Raw genomic sequence first — 14005 nt, 5'->3', positions numbered from 1 at the left:
CCACGTCCGTGACACCGCGCCATATTGAGGTTCCGGAACGCCATCCCATATCCACGGCAAGGGAGTGCTTGCCGTGCAGACCTTCAAGGCGGCTCTCGTTGTGGCGATCACCCTGGTCGCTCTGGTTGTTTCCATTGGTCCCGGTACGGCCGCGGACAACAACCGTCTTGCCCTGACCATTTCGATCGATGGAGCGATCGGGCCGGCATCGGCCAGCTACGTCAAGGACGGCCTGGCGAAGGCCGCCGAGCGGCGCGCCGAGATCGTCATTCTGCGGCTGAATACGCCGGGCGGTCTCAGCACCAGCATGCGCGAGATCATCACCGACGTGCTGGCCTCACCCATCCCCGTCGTCGGCTATGTTGCGCCCTCCGGCGCCCATGCCGCGAGCGCCGGGACCTACATTCTCTATGCGACCCATCTCGCTGCGATGGCGCCCGGCACCAATATCGGCGCCGCGACGCCGGTGCAGATCGGCCCGATGCCGAGTCTGCCGGGCGGCACCCCGGACAAGGACGGCAAGGACCAGAAGGACGGCGGCAACCCGCCCACGACCAAGGATACCATGACGGCGAAGATGACGAATGATGCCGTCGCCTTCATCCGCAGCCTCGCCGAACTGCGCGGCCGTAATGCCGACTGGGCCGAGAAGGCGGTCCGCGATGCCGCCACCCTCTCCGCCAATGCCGCGCTGCAAGCCCATGTCATCGAGTTCACCGCACATGATCCGGCCGACCTGCTCAGGCAGATCGACGGCCGGACAGTGGAGCTCGCCGGCGGCAAGACGCAACGGCTGACGACCAAGGATGCCGTGATCGAAGCCCTCGATCCCAACTGGATCTCGCGCGTGCTTGCTGTGATCACCGACCCCAACATCGCATTCGTGCTCCTGATGGTCGGCATCTACGGCCTGATCTTCGAATTCATGTCCCCCGGCGCCGTGGCGCCCGGAGTGGTCGGCACGATCTGCCTGCTACTTGGCCTATATGCGCTCAACATGTTGCCGATCAACTATGCCGGCTTCGCCTTGATGCTGGTCGGGATGGCGCTGCTCGCGATCGAAGCCTTCAACCCGACCGTCGTGATCGGCCTCGGAGGCATCGTCGCCTTTGTCCTCGGCGCCGCCATGCTATTTCGGATCGAGGCGCCCGGATACCATCTGTCATGGCCGCTCATCGGCATTGTTGCGGCGATGTTCGCAGGTCTCATTCTGGTCGTGCTCGGGGCGTTGCGCCGCGCGCGTAACGGTCCGCTGCGGACAGGTGCGCAAGCCATGCGCGGGTTATCGGCCGAGGTGCTCGACTGGTCCGAGACATCAGGTCACGTCTTCACCAACGGCGAACGCTGGCAGGCGCGCGGCACCGAGGCGTTCAAGGCCGGAGAGAAGGTCCAGGTGGCCAACATCGTCGATTTGACGCTGGTGGTGCGGCGTGCGCCGGCTTCCGCCGGCGAAGGAGGTACAGCATGATGCTTGATTATTTCACCTATGCGGCGGTCGTCCTGCTTGTCATCATCTTCCTGACCCAGGCCGTGCGCGTGCTGCGCGAATACGAGCGCGGCGTCATCTTCACGCTCGGCCGCTTTACCGGGGTGAAGGGCCCGGGGCTCATCATCCTGATTCCGGTGGTGCAGCAGCTCGTGAAGGTCGATCTCAGGGTGATGGTGCAGGTCGTGCCGCCGCAGGACGTGATTTCCCGCGACAACGTCTCGGTCAAGGTCAACGCTGTCCTCTACTTCCGCATCGTCGATCCCGAACGCGCCATCATCAAGGTCGGCGACTACATGGCTGCGACCAGCCAGCTTGCCCAGACCACGCTGCGCTCGGTGCTCGGCAAGCACGAGCTCGACGAGATGCTGGCGGAACGCGACAAGTTGAACGCCGATATCCAGGAGACCCTCGACAAGCAGACCGACGTCTGGGGCATCAAGGTCACCGCGGTCGAGATCAAGGATATCGATCTCAACGAAACCATGGTGCGGGCGATCGCCAAGCAGGCCGAGGCGGAACGGTTGCGCCGCGCCAAGGTGATCAACGCGATGGGTGAGCAGCAGGCCGCCGAGAAGCTCGTCGAGGCCGGCCGGATCCTCGCCCAGGAGCCGCAGGCGATGCAGCTCCGCTATTTCGCGGCGCTCCATGACATCGCCGGCGAACGCTCATCGACCGTGGTCTTCCCGCTCCCGATGAATCTGCTCGATCACCTGATGCGGCGAAGCGAAGCCACCTGACCCGGCTGATGCTTGGCCCGCCACGCCGGTCCTGGGCCGCGCATGTAATGCGCCTCGGGCCGGTAGCCTCTGATCGGCTCCTCGCCGATCCAGGCGAGGAATTTGAGCAGTCCCTCCGCGGCGCGACGCAGCAGGGCAGAGATGAATGAAGCCGCGCGCATCTCAATAGTCCCACTTCTCGCCGAGCACGACCGGCGGGCGGGGATATTTCTCGGCATCGCCGCCGAGCATGCCGACATGGAGATGGGTGCGTGCCCAATCCTCATGGCCGCGATGCAGCAACAGCTCGTTGCGCAGCCGGTGGATCTTGGCGGCGGCGATGGCGCGGTGAACGGTCCTGAAGGCGAGGCCGATCCGCCGGATCGCCCGCCGCAGCGTCGCCGGCATGGCGCCGACCGAACCATGCGACCGGGCATCGTGGTAATGGAGCAAGGTCATGTCCCACCTTCCTGTTGGAGGCGCGCGAGCGCACCGCGTCAGGCCAAACATGCTGGCAAGACCGTAGGAATTCGAGAGGGCCCGCCGCGGTGCGGCATAGGCGCCGTATAAAGACCAGCCGCGCCGCCTGCTGTGACGGGGTGCCCACGGACCGTCGGAACAGGACGGACCCGCGCGTGTTGACCAGCGCCCATTCGGTGCTAGCCTTTTTGATCACGAATTGTCATCAAGCGGATTCGATAACCGCGTCGAGGGTGGAGACCATGAACCTCGCATCGCCAACTGTCGCAACCGCCGGGCCCGTCCACTCTGATGGCGTCATCGCGGCAGGCGTCTACGTCGAGGGACGGCGCGTTGCCAATATCGGGATCGATGAAGCGGCGGACTGGCGCAACAAGCCGGATCACGTCGTGTGGATCGGCCTGCACGAACCCGATATGGCAATACTCAGCAGCTTGCAGCGGCAATTCCAGCTGCACGACCTGGCCATCGAAGATGCGGATCACGCGCATCAGCGACCGAAGATCGAGCAATACGGCGATGCGCTGTTCATCGTGGCCCGCACCGCGCAGCTCGACGGCGAAAGTATCGCATTCGGCGAGACGCATCTGTTCGTCGGCGAGGGATACATCGTCTCGGTCCGACACGGCGCCTCGACGTCCTACACGCGGGTCAGGGAGCGCTGCGAGAGCTGCCCGCGCGCGCTCGCCCGGGGCGAGGACTACATCCTCTATGCCATCCTCGATTTCATCGTCGACAACTACTCGCCGGTGCTCGAGACGATCCAGGACGAGGTCGAGGCGATGGAGGCGGAAGTGCTGGCGAGCGCGATGACGCGGGCGCAGATCGAGCGGCTCTATCTGCTGCGGCGGGATCTGCTCCGGCTGCGCAACGCGATTGGACCGCTGGTGGAGGTCTGCCGCAGGCTGGAACGCGACGACTTGCCGATGGTGCGCGACACGATGCGGCCCCTGTTCCGCGACGTCACGGATCACGTCCGCACCATCCAGGAGCGGATCGACTCGCTGCGCGAAGTGCTCGCCTTTGCGTTTGAGGCAAGCCTGCTCGTCGGTCAGGCGCAGGAAACGGCGATCTCCAAGAAGCTCGCCTCATGGCTTGCGATCGTTGCGGTGCCGACCGCCGTCGCCGGTATCTACGGCATGAATTTCAAGTACATACCGGAGCTACAATGGGAGTACGGCTATTTCGTCGTGATGGGCCTGATGCTGGTCGCATGCGGCGGGCTGTTCTGGCAATTCCGACGTTCCGGCTGGCTGTAGGCGGCGATCCGAACATCGAGCCATTCCGGTCCGGGCAGAGTGCGGCGGCGCATCGCGCGCCATGCCGCAAATCGCGAGATTTCGGACAATTTTACCCTCGATCGGCGGCACGAGGGGCCGGTTTACGGTCGGCGGCAAGACCGGTAACCTCGCCTGTAAATGCGACGTGGAGAGTGGCGATGCGGCCCAAGGATCAGATCAACTGGATGCTGACGGATGCGATCGAGGCGCTCGCCCGCGCCGAACGGTTGCACCAGAGCTTCCTCAATTTGCACCCGCGCGCGGGCGGCAGCGAGCCGAGCTGGGAACCGCCGATGGACGTGATCGAGACCGAGGAGGAGATCCTGATCCTGGTCGCGCTACCGGGGGTCGACCCCGACGAGGTCGAGGCCGCGCTCGACGGCGGCACGCTGGTGATCTCCGGCCGCCGCATCTTGCCCGCTGAACTCCGCAACGCCCGCATCCTGCGCCTCGAGCTGCCGCAGGGCCGCTTCGAGCGCCGCATCGCGCTGCCGACCGGCCGCTACACCATCAGCCGCTTTGCCGCGCATGGCTGCGTCGGTCTGCGGCTCGGAAAATCGAGCTGAGGGATTTCGACATGGCCGCTTCAGACATTTCAAATCCGGCGAACTCGGCGCCGATCCCGAGCGACGCGACGATCATCGTCCCGGTGCGCAACACCGTGCTGTTTCCGGACGTCATCATCCCGATCACGATCGCGCGCGCAACCTCGATTGCCGCCGCCCAGCAGGCGGTGCGGGAGCAGCGGCCGATCGGCATCCTGCTGCAGCGTGATCCCGAAGCCAACGATCCCGGCCCCGACGGGCTCTACCGTGTCGGCACCGTCGCCAACATCGTGCGCTACATCACCGGCGCCGACGACAGCCATCACCTGGTCTGCCAGGGCGTGCAGCGCATGCGCGTGCTCGACTATCTGCCCGGCACGCCGTTCCTCGCCGCCCGCGTGCTCCAGATTCCCGAGCCGACCACCACCTCGCCGGAGATCGAGGCGCGCTTCCTTAATCTGCAGCGCCAGGCGCTGGAGGCCGCGCAATTGCTGCCGCAGACGCCGCCCGAGTTGATCGCCGCGCTGCAGGGCACGACCTCGCCGGCGACGCTCGCCGACCTCGCGACCTCCTATATGGACATCAAGCCGGCGGAGAAGCAGGACATCCTCGAGACCGTCGATCTCGTGGCACGGATGGACAAGGTCTCGCGGCATCTCGCCGAGCGCATCGAGGTGCTCAGGCTGAGCCAGGAGATCGGGCAGAAGACCAAGGCGGTGTTCGACGAGCGGCAGCGCGAGGCGATCCTGCGCGAGCAGATGGCGACCATCCAGCGCCAGCTCGGCGAGGGCGACGGCAAGGCCGCCGAGGTCGCCGAGCTGACCAAGGCGATTGCGGATGCCAAGATGCCGCCGGAGGCCGAGAGCCAGGCGCAGAAGGAATTGCGCCGTTACGAGCGGATGCCGGAGGCGGCGGCCGAATCCGGCATGGTGCGCAGCTATCTCGACTGGCTGATCGACCTGCCCTGGAGCATTCCGGAGGAGAAGCCGATCGACATCGCCGAAGCGCGCAAGATCCTCGACCAGGACCATTATGGCCTGGAGAAGATCAAGAGCCGCATCATCGAATATCTCGCGGTGCGCAAGCTCGCGCCCGGCGGCAAGGCGCCGATCCTCTGCTTCCTCGGGCCGCCCGGCGTCGGCAAGACCTCGCTCGGCCAATCGATCGCGCGCGCGATGTCGCGGCCGTTCGTTCGTGTCAGCCTCGGTGGCGTGCATGACGAGGCCGAAATCCGTGGCCACCGCCGCACCTATATCGGCGCGCTGCCCGGCAATATCATCCAGGCGATCAAGAAGGCCGGTGCGCGCAATTGCGTGATGATGCTGGACGAGATCGACAAGATGGGCCGCGGCATCCAGGGTGATCCGTCGGCCGCGATGTTAGAGGTGCTCGACCCCGAGCAGAACTCGACCTTCCGCGACAATTACCTCGGCGTGCCGTTCGACCTTTCGCGCGTCGTCTTCATCGCCACCGCCAACATGCTCGACGGCGTCCCCGGGCCGCTGCTCGACCGCATGGAGCTGATCAGCCTTCCCGGCTACACCGAGGACGAGAAGCTCGAGATCGCCAAGCGCTACCTGGTGCGCCGCCAGCTCGAGGCCAACGGAATCAAGGCCGAGCAGGCCGAGATCGAACCGGACGCGCTGCGGCTGATCATCAAGAGCTACACCCGCGAGGCTGGCGTCCGCAATCTGGAGCGCGAGATCGGCAAGGTGCTGCGCAACGTCGCGGTGCAGATCGCCGATGGCAGCACGAGCCATGTCACGATCGCACCGAAGGATATCGTGTCGCTGCTCGGCCAACCGAGGTTCGAGAACGAGATCGCGATGCGCACCAGCATCCCGGGCGTTGCCACCGGGCTTGCCTGGACGCCGGTCGGCGGCGACATCCTGTTCATCGAGGCCTCGCGCACGCCGGGCCGCGGCGCGCTGATGATCACCGGACAGCTCGGCGACGTGATGCGCGAGAGCGTGCAGGCCGCGTTGACGCTGGTGAAGAGCCGCGCGACGCAACTCGGCATCGATCCCGCCGTGTTCGAGAAGAGCGACATCCACGTCCACGTTCCCGCCGGCGCCACGCCGAAGGACGGCCCGAGCGCGGGTGTCGCGATGTTCACCGCCCTCACCTCGCTGTTGACCGATCGTACCGTGCGCAGCGACACCGCGATGACCGGCGAGATCTCGCTGCGCGGCCTCGTGCTGCCGGTCGGCGGCATCAAGGAAAAGGTGGTCGCCGCCGCGGCCGCCGGCCTGACCCGGGTAATGCTGCCGGCGCGCAACAAGCGCGACTATGACGACATCCCCGCCGGCGCCCGCGCCAAGCTGGAGTTCATCTGGCTGGAGCGCGTCGACGAGGCAATCGCCGCGGCGCTCGAGCCCGCCAAGGCGACACCCGCGGCTGCGGAGTGAGGCCATCGCCGGCGGGTTAGGGGATGATCTGGAAGAGTGGAAACCGGCTTTCCCTCGCGACAGACGCGAGGGTGTTAGCGCGAGATCATGCGCAAAGAAGAAGATTGAGTGCGATGACGATTCAAAGAGAAGTCATCACGCCCCTCTCCGACGCCAGCAGTGCTTCGGCCAACTACTTGACCCTACGCCCCTTGAAAAAACCGGCGTTGGTTGTGTTCTGCTTGACGTTGGCGGTGTCGCCTTGCTCCGCAAAGTTATCGACCGCCTTCTTCGATGAGGTATCCTTCTTGACGTCCGCTTCGCCGCCCGTTCCCCTGTTGCTGCGATTGGCGGGCGGGATCGGCGGCATCTTGTTGTGACGTGACATGGCTAGGCCTCCATGTGTTGCCTGCTTCTGGGTGTAGTAGTCGCCGCGATACTCCTTCTCGCATGCGGACAGCACAGCCATAACGCCTTCCTGATGTCCGACGCCTCAACCTTATTTGCAGTAATGCGACAGCGTTACTGACTTGATTTTCGTGTTGGCTCTCTCGTCGACCGAGCCGCACGCCGTGACGGCGAACCGGACGGGGTCAGCTCTTGGCCATGCAGTCCGAGATATAGAACCAGCGGTCGTCGCCGGTCAGTCCCTTCTGCTTCACCTCTTTGCGGCAGGCCTTGAGCTTGGGCTTGTTGGCGCGCCACTGCTCCTTCATCGCCTTCAGTTTCTCCATCGTCAGCTTGATCTTCGACGGCTTGGCCGTGGTGGTGGCGGCCGGTGCCGGTGCTGTCGGTGCCGCGGTCTGGGCCGACGCGGCATGCAACCCTAGGGCGAGCAGCGCGGCGGCAAGGCAAATCCGGGTGCGAAACATTGATATCCCCCAATCCGATTTCTGTTCATGAAATAGAGCGAATGCCGCGGGCGCCGGGAATCGGCGGCCCGCGGCGTTGATGATCGCGATCAGAGGATTTTGACCGCGCTGAGCAGCGTCATGTAGATACCCCAGGCCAGCGGAATGCCGACGAACAGCCAGAACAGCGCCGCCCTGCCGTCCAGACCGCCCTTGCCGATGCCGAACGATCCGGTCGCGCCGTTGCCGCCGGTCGCCGTCGCCGCCTGCAGCTTCGCCACTTCCGCATCGCTCATGTGCCACTTCGGATCGACCGGCTTGATCATGTAGTTGCAGATGAAGCCGGCGATCAGCATGCCGCACAGGATATACATCGTGGTGTTGTAGAGCTGATCGCGCGGCACGCCGGCAGCCAGCTGGAATTCACGGATGTAATTCACCACCACCGGACCGATGATGCCCGCGGTCGACCACGCCGTCAGCAGACGGCCATGGATCGCGCCGACGAACTGGGTGCCGAACATGTCGGCGAGATAGGCCGGCACCGTGGCGAAGCCGCCGCCATACATCGACAGGATGATGCCGAAGCCGAGCACGAACAGCAGCTTCGATCCCATCACGGCAAAGGTCGGCGCCAGCGCGTAAAGTACGATGCCGAGCACGAAGAACGTGTAATAGGTGTTCTTGCGGCCGATCTTGTCCGACAGCGACGCCCAGAAGAAGCGGCCGCCGATGTTGAACAGCGACAGCAGGCCGGCGAAGCCTGCGGCGATCGCCGCGATTTGTGCCTTCTGCGATACGTCGAGCCCGTTGAAGGGAACGTTGGGCAGCCCGATCAGCTTGCCGGCGAAGATCTCCTGCAGCATCGGCGAAGCCATGCCGATCACGCCGATACCCGCCGACACGTTCAAGCACAGCACCCACCAGATCAGCCAGAATTGCGGCGTCTTGTGCGCATTGCCGAGATGGACGTTCTTGGTCGAGATCATCGCGTTGGTCTTGGACGGCGGTGTCCAGCCGTCCGGCTGCCAGCCAGACGGCGGCAGGCGATAGCGGAAGGCGCCGATCATCATGAACACGAAATAGATGACCGCCATGGCCAGGAAGGTTTCCCAGACGCCGACCGAGGTGGGCGTCTTGAAGTAGGTCATCAGCCGGTCAGCGAGCGGCGCGCCGATCATCGCGCCACCGCCGAAACCCATGATGGCCATGCCGGTCGCCATGCCGCGGCGATCGGGGAACCACTTCACCAGCGTCGACACCGGCGAGATGTAGCCGAGGCCGAGACCGATGCCGCCGATCACGCCGGAGCCGAGCCACATCAGCCAGAGCTGATGGAAGTAGATGCCGATGGCGCCGAGCACGAGGCCGCCGCACCAGCACAGCGCGGCGACGAAGCCGGCCTTGCGCGGCCCGACCTTCTCGAGCCAGCCGCCCCATACCGCGGCGGCGACGCCGAGCACCACGAAGAACAGGGTGAACATCCACCCCAGGCTCGCGACCTTCCAGTCACAGGTCGTCGTGAACAATTCCTGCATCAGCGAGATATCGGGGCAAGCCTTCGGCGCGGTCAGCCCGATCGCGCGCGACAGCGGCAGCCAGAACACCGAGAAGCCATAGGCCATGCCGATGCACAGATGGATGCACAGCGCCGCCGGCGGCACCAGCCAGCGGTTGAAGCCGGCGGTCGCGATCGTGTGTTCCTTGTCGAGGAAACCTGCGCCTGCCGCGGATACGCGTTCGGCGCTGCTCACTGTGGTCATTGACTCCTCCCCTGCAGCCGCCGTTACGTCAGGCGCATCTGCGTCTTCGATCCCGTCTCAGCCCTTTGCGGTCACCGTCAGGCGACTGCTCCGCACATTTCCTCGATGCGCCGGGACCAACCACGCGCATTCCGCAAATGCTAACCCCCAATACGACCGGATATGCCCAGCCGTGCAGCCCGTGATCTGGACGCAGGCCGACCGCCGTCCGTCGGTGTGCCCAAATCCGGGCGCACCTCCATCTCCGCAACCCGGCGGAGATTATCAATTCGCGCAGAATGGAAAATAGGTGTCGATTGGCAAAAGGTAGATATCAGGCCGGATCTAGCGCATACGCGGCGCTGCAGCATTTGGGTTATCTATCGTTCCATTCGCCTTTTCGATCAGGAAAACGATCCGGACGTCGCTTCGCTCGGTGATTTCGACCTTGTCGCCGGTCTCCTGGATGAGGGCCGGGATATCGATCACCGAAAGCGGATCGGTGCAGTGCACTTCGAGGAAATCACCCGCGGTCACGCTCTTCAGCGCCTTGCGCGTCTTCAGCGCGGGGAGCGGGCATTTCAGGCCGGTGAGATCGAGCTTTGTCGTGGTCATGGTTCGACCATGGCGAAGCCGTCATGCATCGTCAACGGCGGCACTTTCTCGCCTTGTCAGCTTTCCGCCGCGGCCGCAGCCAGCACATCGTCGACCGGAATAGCCGAGCGCAGCATCAATTCGGCGACGTCCTCGATGTCATCGAGATGCACGACCGGCAGCCTGGTTTCGACTGCGACGTCACTGGCGATCCCGACCACGCGCGGGTCGTCGGGGAACAGCAGCGGCTTGCCGTTGGCGGCGCGATAAACCTCGATCTTGTTGACCGGCTCGCGCTTGAATCCCTCAACCACGACCAGATCGACCTGCGCCATCTTGGCGAGCAGTTCCGGCAGCCGCGGCTCCTGAGCTCCGCGCAGCTCGTGCATCAGCGCCCAGCGCCGCGTCGAGGATACCAGCACCTCCGTCGCGCCGGCCTGCCGGTGCACCCAGGAGTCCTTGCCGGGCACGTCGACATCGAATTCGTGATGGGCGTGCTTGATCACGGAGACGCGCAAGCCCCGGCCAAGCAGATAGGGGATCACCCGCGACAGCAGGGTGGTCTTGCCGGCTCCGCTCCAGCCCGCGAGGCCTATCACCTTCATACGCAATCTCCGCAGACATATAACGTCCAATGCTGCTTATATCAGCCTTGACGCAATGTCATGCTAGCCCCGCCGGCGGATGGCGATCGATCAGGCTCCCGGGAGGAGCGCCTTGGGAGTCGCCTTAGGAATCGCCTTGGGAAGCTCCCGGAGCAGCTGCGCCCGCGGCAGCGCAAACGCCAGTAGACCGCCCCATAAGGGCAATATTAACGGCATTTGCCGTACCAGTTCTCCCGATCAATGGGAGGCCTGTCCAGTGCCCAATCGTGATGGTGTTCGAGACGCCATAAGCCTGAAGAACCGGGTTCTGGTCACCACTATCTTCCTGGCGTCGGGCGCGGCATCCCTGATCCTCCAAGTTCTCTGGTTCAAGCAACTGCAATTCGTGCTGGGAAGCGCGACCGTCTCCGTGAGCGTCACGGTGGCGAGCTTCTTCTTTGGCCTCTCGCTGGGCAGCGCCGTCGGGGGCCGGATCACCGACACCGTCAGGCGCCCCCTGAAAATCTACGGGTTTCTCGAACTCGCGCTCGCCGTCGTCTGCCTGGCGGTGACCGCGTTCCTGTCGCACTGGTCGACATGGGTGGGCTGGCTGTCGCCCATGCTGGACCTGGAGTCTCCACTCCGGTTGCCGCTCATGGTCGCGCTGTCGCTCGCCATCCTGTCGCTGCCGACGATGCTGATGGGCGCGACCCTGCCCTTCCTCGTGAAATTCCTGACCCGCACGCAAACCGACCTCGCCAATCGCATCGGCCTGCTCTACGGGTTCAACACCCTGGGCGCCGCGATTGGCACCCTGGCCGTCGGCTTTGTCCTGATGGGCCTCTGGGGGATCACAGGATCGAGCCTGGTCGCAGCAGGCCTGTATGTCTGCGTCGGCGGCGTGGCCCTGCTCCTCGCGCGCGGCACAAGCCCCCTGTCGCCGGTCGCGGCGGAAGCGCCGATGCAGACCGCCGGGCCGGGGCATCGCGGGACGTCCATCCTCATCGGGATCTTCGCGTGCTCCGGATTCGTGTCCATCGCCTATGAAGTCGTCTGGTTCCGCTTCCTGACCAATGTCAGCACCTCGAGTGTGTACGCCTTCTCGGGCATGCTCGGCGTTTACCTGCTTGGGCTGGTGATCGGCGCCCTGATCTGCGCGAGGCTGCTCGCACCGCGCAAGGATCAATTGCTGCGATACTTCGCCGTGACGCAGCTGCTCATCGCGGTTGCGGCCACGCTGACCATTGGAATCCTCGGCAAGGCGCGCACAGTGGAAGCAGTGCTGTCTCCCATCGTATCAGGCCTCGTTCCAGTCCCGGCGCAGGAGCTTCTGGGAGGTGACGTCTCATTCTTCCTGATCTGCGCCGTTGCGCTGTTGCTGCCGACCACGCTGATCGGCATCAGCTTTCCCCTGGCCAGCGAACTGACCGTGATGCAGATGAGCGCGCTGGGCCGCCGGATCGGCACGCTCTACGCCTTGAACACGATTGGCGGCGTGGTGGGCTCCCTGTCGGCAGGGTTTCTTCTGATCCCCTATCTGGGCAGCCAGGGGGCGCTCACCGCCCTGATCGTTCTGAACGTCCTGCTCTTTGTCGCGACGACCGCATCGCAACCGGGTCTTGTGAAGGAAAGCAGCCTGTGGCGGCAAGGCGCAGTAGCCGCAAGCATCATCGCCGTAGCGCTGCTGCTCTTCACCCCGCACTATCTGGAACGGGTCCTCACCGCGATCGAAGGCGGTAATGTCCTCGAGTTGCGCGAAACCAAACAAGCAACATTTGCAGTGGTCGAGTATCGCGAGAAGGCGGCGGGAACCTATCAGCAACTCGTGGTGAATTCGAAGAGCTATGCCAACAACCGTCCCGAAGGCCGACGCTACATGGCCGCGATGGGGCACTATCCCATTCTGCTGCACCCGAGCCCGGTTGAAACGGCTGTTGTCATTTGCATCGGGACCGGCACCACGGTGGGTGCGGTCAGCACCCATCAGGAACTAAAATCCATCGACGCGGTCGATCTGGCCCCGACGGTTTTCGAATTCGCGCCCCGTTTCGTGCCGATCAACAAGCAGTTCTATCAAAATCCCAAGGTCCATCAGATCGTCGCGGACGGACGCCACTTCCTGCTGGGAACGAACGAGACATTCGACGTCATCACCCTCGAGCCCCCGCCGCCCCATGACGCCGGCGTCATCAACCTCTACACAGAGGAATTCTATGCGCTGGCAAAGCAGAAGATGCGCCCCGGCGCCGTTCTCGCGCAGTGGGTGCCGCTGGACTTCAACCGCGGCATTCTTCCGAAGATGATCCTCAAGGCCATGATGGGCCAGTTCAAACACGTTTCCCTGTGGTTGCCGTCCAGAATGGAAGGCGTGGCCATCGCCTCCGATGAACCGCTGACAATCGATCCTCGCGTGCTCGCCACGCGCATGTCGAAGCCGGGCGTGGCTGAAGACCTGACAGCCAACGGCCTGCGCTCGCCCGAGGATTTCCTGGCGACGTTCATCGCCGCTGATGAAAAGCTCGCGGCCTTTGTCAGGGATGTGCCGAGCCTCACGGATGATCGGCCGCGGCTCGAATATTACAACTGGTATCCGCTGAGTTCGGTCAGCGTGGACGAACTGAAGCGCCTCCGCGAGCCCGTCGAAACCTATCTTGCCGACAAATCCATCGACGAGGCCCGTCTCGACACCGCGCGCACGGTGGCCAATGCGATTCTGGATGAGCACCAGGCCACGGCTGAGGGCGACAAGTCCGCCGCCCGTGCCGCGCTTCGCCTGGCCGTCAAACTCGATCCGGATAATTCCTATGTCGGCTTCCTGGACCGCAAGCTGCGCGAGTGATCGGGCAACCTGCTCGCGGAGCGCCGTCGGAGACTTATCCAGCGGATATACCTCGAAGTTTCCAATGCACCGGGCGCCCGGAACACGATATTGTGGCGTACCGGAGCACCACCTATGCCTCGCTCGCCTTCGATCGTGCCGCACCAAATCGACCATGACACCTATCTGGTGCTGAACGATTTTGGCCGGCTTGGCCGCGCCTGGTGCGAAACCGATGAAGGCACCGACCGGAAGACGCTGATCCGCCGTCTGCTGGATGACCACTACAACCATCCGGTCCGCATCGTAGCCTTCAATACCAGCGAAGGATGGTCGCGCGACGTCACAACCGATATTGCCGACGAGCTGCGGCGCCGTTTCGTCGAATACGACGAGATCCCGCGCTCCGTGCTGGAGTTCGTCGAGATGGCCATGCGGCACTGAGCAGGATCCGCGGGCGCAGCAAAGCTCGACAATTAATGTCGCGAAATTGCGGGGCTGCATACCCACCACAACTGT

Annotated in this window: 14 protein-coding genes; 7 read left to right on the top strand and 7 right to left on the bottom strand. The window is 64.2% G+C overall.

Annotation, left to right across the window (positions count from 1 at the left end):
* Window positions 1-73: 73 nt before the first annotated feature.
* Both BraRD5C2_RS36955 and BraRD5C2_RS36950 read left to right on the top strand, forming a co-directional pair.
* Window positions 74-1468: an NfeD family protein gene (locus tag BraRD5C2_RS36955; RefSeq protein ID WP_223976955.1), complete on the top strand. Its 1395-nt coding sequence runs from the start codon at window positions 74-76 to the stop codon at window positions 1466-1468.
* Complete coding sequence (locus BraRD5C2_RS36950) at window positions 1465-2226, top strand: slipin family protein (protein WP_223976952.1); 762 nt, start codon at window positions 1465-1467, stop codon at window positions 2224-2226. The genes BraRD5C2_RS36955 and BraRD5C2_RS36950 overlap by 4 nt, the downstream gene beginning before the upstream one ends.
* Here BraRD5C2_RS36950 and BraRD5C2_RS36945 read toward each other — a convergent pair.
* Both BraRD5C2_RS36945 and BraRD5C2_RS36940 read right to left on the bottom strand, forming a co-directional pair.
* Entirely contained in the window at window positions 2196-2387 is a 192-nt protein-coding gene (locus BraRD5C2_RS36945) for a hypothetical protein (RefSeq protein ID WP_223976950.1), read from the bottom strand. The genes BraRD5C2_RS36950 and BraRD5C2_RS36945 overlap by 31 nt on opposite strands.
* 1 nt (window position 2388) lies before the next feature.
* Window positions 2389-2664, bottom strand: coding sequence for a hypothetical protein (locus BraRD5C2_RS36940; protein WP_223976949.1), 276 nt, complete (start codon window positions 2662-2664; stop codon window positions 2389-2391).
* A 263-nt stretch (window positions 2665-2927) separates the two neighbouring features.
* Here BraRD5C2_RS36940 and corA point away from each other — a divergent pair, with 263 nt between their 5' ends.
* The 3 genes from corA (at window position 2928) to lon (ending at window position 6918) form a co-directional block, all read left to right on the top strand.
* Window positions 2928-3944 carry a magnesium/cobalt transporter CorA gene (gene corA, locus BraRD5C2_RS36935; protein WP_223976947.1) on the top strand — a complete coding sequence of 339 codons (1017 nt, stop codon included), beginning with the start codon at window positions 2928-2930 and terminating at the stop codon, window positions 3942-3944.
* 179 nt (window positions 3945-4123) lie between these two features.
* Window positions 4124-4531, top strand: a complete 408-nt coding sequence (locus tag BraRD5C2_RS36930; protein ID WP_223976945.1) for an Hsp20/alpha crystallin family protein — start codon at window positions 4124-4126, stop codon at window positions 4529-4531.
* Between the two features lie 11 nt (window positions 4532-4542).
* Window positions 4543-6918 carry an endopeptidase La gene (gene lon / locus BraRD5C2_RS36925; protein WP_223976943.1) on the top strand — a complete coding sequence of 792 codons (2376 nt, stop codon included), beginning with the start codon at window positions 4543-4545 and terminating at the stop codon, window positions 6916-6918.
* A gap of 172 nt (window positions 6919-7090) precedes the next feature.
* Here the strand turns inward: lon and BraRD5C2_RS36920 are convergent, their stop codons facing one another.
* The 5 genes from BraRD5C2_RS36920 to mobB form a co-directional block, all read right to left on the bottom strand.
* Window positions 7091-7366: a hypothetical protein gene (locus BraRD5C2_RS36920; protein ID WP_223976941.1), complete on the bottom strand. Its 276-nt coding sequence runs from the start codon at window positions 7364-7366 to the stop codon at window positions 7091-7093.
* A 124-nt stretch (window positions 7367-7490) separates the two neighbouring features.
* Window positions 7491-7769 (bottom strand): hypothetical protein, encoded by a 279-nt coding sequence (locus BraRD5C2_RS36915; RefSeq protein WP_092116219.1) that lies wholly within the window; start codon window positions 7767-7769, stop codon window positions 7491-7493.
* Window positions 7770-7858: 89 nt separating this feature from the next.
* Window positions 7859-9511 (bottom strand): OFA family MFS transporter, encoded by a 1653-nt coding sequence (locus tag BraRD5C2_RS36910; protein ID WP_223976939.1) that lies wholly within the window; start codon window positions 9509-9511, stop codon window positions 7859-7861.
* A 324-nt stretch (window positions 9512-9835) separates the two neighbouring features.
* A complete protein-coding gene (locus tag BraRD5C2_RS36905) occupies window positions 9836-10105 on the bottom strand; it encodes a sulfurtransferase TusA family protein (protein ID WP_173638168.1) in 270 nt (89 codons plus the stop codon).
* Window positions 10106-10161: 56 nt separating this feature from the next.
* Window positions 10162-10689, bottom strand: a complete 528-nt coding sequence (gene mobB / locus BraRD5C2_RS36900) for a molybdopterin-guanine dinucleotide biosynthesis protein B (protein WP_223976937.1) — start codon at window positions 10687-10689, stop codon at window positions 10162-10164.
* Between the two features lie 256 nt (window positions 10690-10945).
* Between mobB and BraRD5C2_RS36895 the strand changes: the two genes are divergently transcribed.
* Window positions 10946-13507, top strand: a complete 2562-nt coding sequence (locus tag BraRD5C2_RS36895; protein WP_223976935.1) for a fused MFS/spermidine synthase — start codon at window positions 10946-10948, stop codon at window positions 13505-13507.
* A gap of 114 nt (window positions 13508-13621) precedes the next feature.
* Entirely contained in the window at window positions 13622-13930 is a 309-nt protein-coding gene (locus BraRD5C2_RS36890; RefSeq protein ID WP_223976933.1) for a hypothetical protein, read from the top strand.
* Window positions 13931-14005 lie beyond the last annotated feature (75 nt).

It is taken from the genome of Bradyrhizobium sp. RD5-C2 (assembly GCF_019972155.1).
Taxonomy (GTDB): Bacteria; Pseudomonadota; Alphaproteobacteria; order Rhizobiales; family Xanthobacteraceae; genus Bradyrhizobium.
The sequence above is the reverse complement of the archived record's forward strand: the minus strand, read 5'-3'. Positions and strand labels throughout refer to the sequence as shown.

Coding starts and splice junctions, on each gene's coding strand:
- BraRD5C2_RS36910 (WP_223976939.1), bottom strand. CDS start 9,511: ATGACCACAGTGAGCAGCGCCGAACGCGTATCCGCGGCAGGCGCAGGT.
- BraRD5C2_RS36945 (WP_223976950.1), bottom strand. CDS start 2,387: ATGCGCGCGGCTTCATTCATCTCTGCCCTGCTGCGTCGCGCCGCGGAG.
- corA (WP_223976947.1), top strand. CDS start 2,928: ATGAACCTCGCATCGCCAACTGTCGCAACCGCCGGGCCCGTCCACTCT.
- BraRD5C2_RS36915 (WP_092116219.1), bottom strand. CDS start 7,769: ATGTTTCGCACCCGGATTTGCCTTGCCGCCGCGCTGCTCGCCCTAGGG.
- mobB (WP_223976937.1), bottom strand. CDS start 10,689: ATGAAGGTGATAGGCCTCGCGGGCTGGAGCGGAGCCGGCAAGACCACC.
- BraRD5C2_RS36950 (WP_223976952.1), top strand. CDS start 1,465: ATGATGCTTGATTATTTCACCTATGCGGCGGTCGTCCTGCTTGTCATC.
- BraRD5C2_RS36940 (WP_223976949.1), bottom strand. CDS start 2,664: ATGACCTTGCTCCATTACCACGATGCCCGGTCGCATGGTTCGGTCGGC.
- lon (WP_223976943.1), top strand. CDS start 4,543: ATGGCCGCTTCAGACATTTCAAATCCGGCGAACTCGGCGCCGATCCCG.
- BraRD5C2_RS36930 (WP_223976945.1), top strand. CDS start 4,124: ATGCGGCCCAAGGATCAGATCAACTGGATGCTGACGGATGCGATCGAG.
- BraRD5C2_RS36890 (WP_223976933.1), top strand. CDS start 13,622: ATGCCTCGCTCGCCTTCGATCGTGCCGCACCAAATCGACCATGACACC.
- BraRD5C2_RS36905 (WP_173638168.1), bottom strand. CDS start 10,105: ATGACCACGACAAAGCTCGATCTCACCGGCCTGAAATGCCCGCTCCCC.
- BraRD5C2_RS36920 (WP_223976941.1), bottom strand. CDS start 7,366: ATGGCTGTGCTGTCCGCATGCGAGAAGGAGTATCGCGGCGACTACTAC.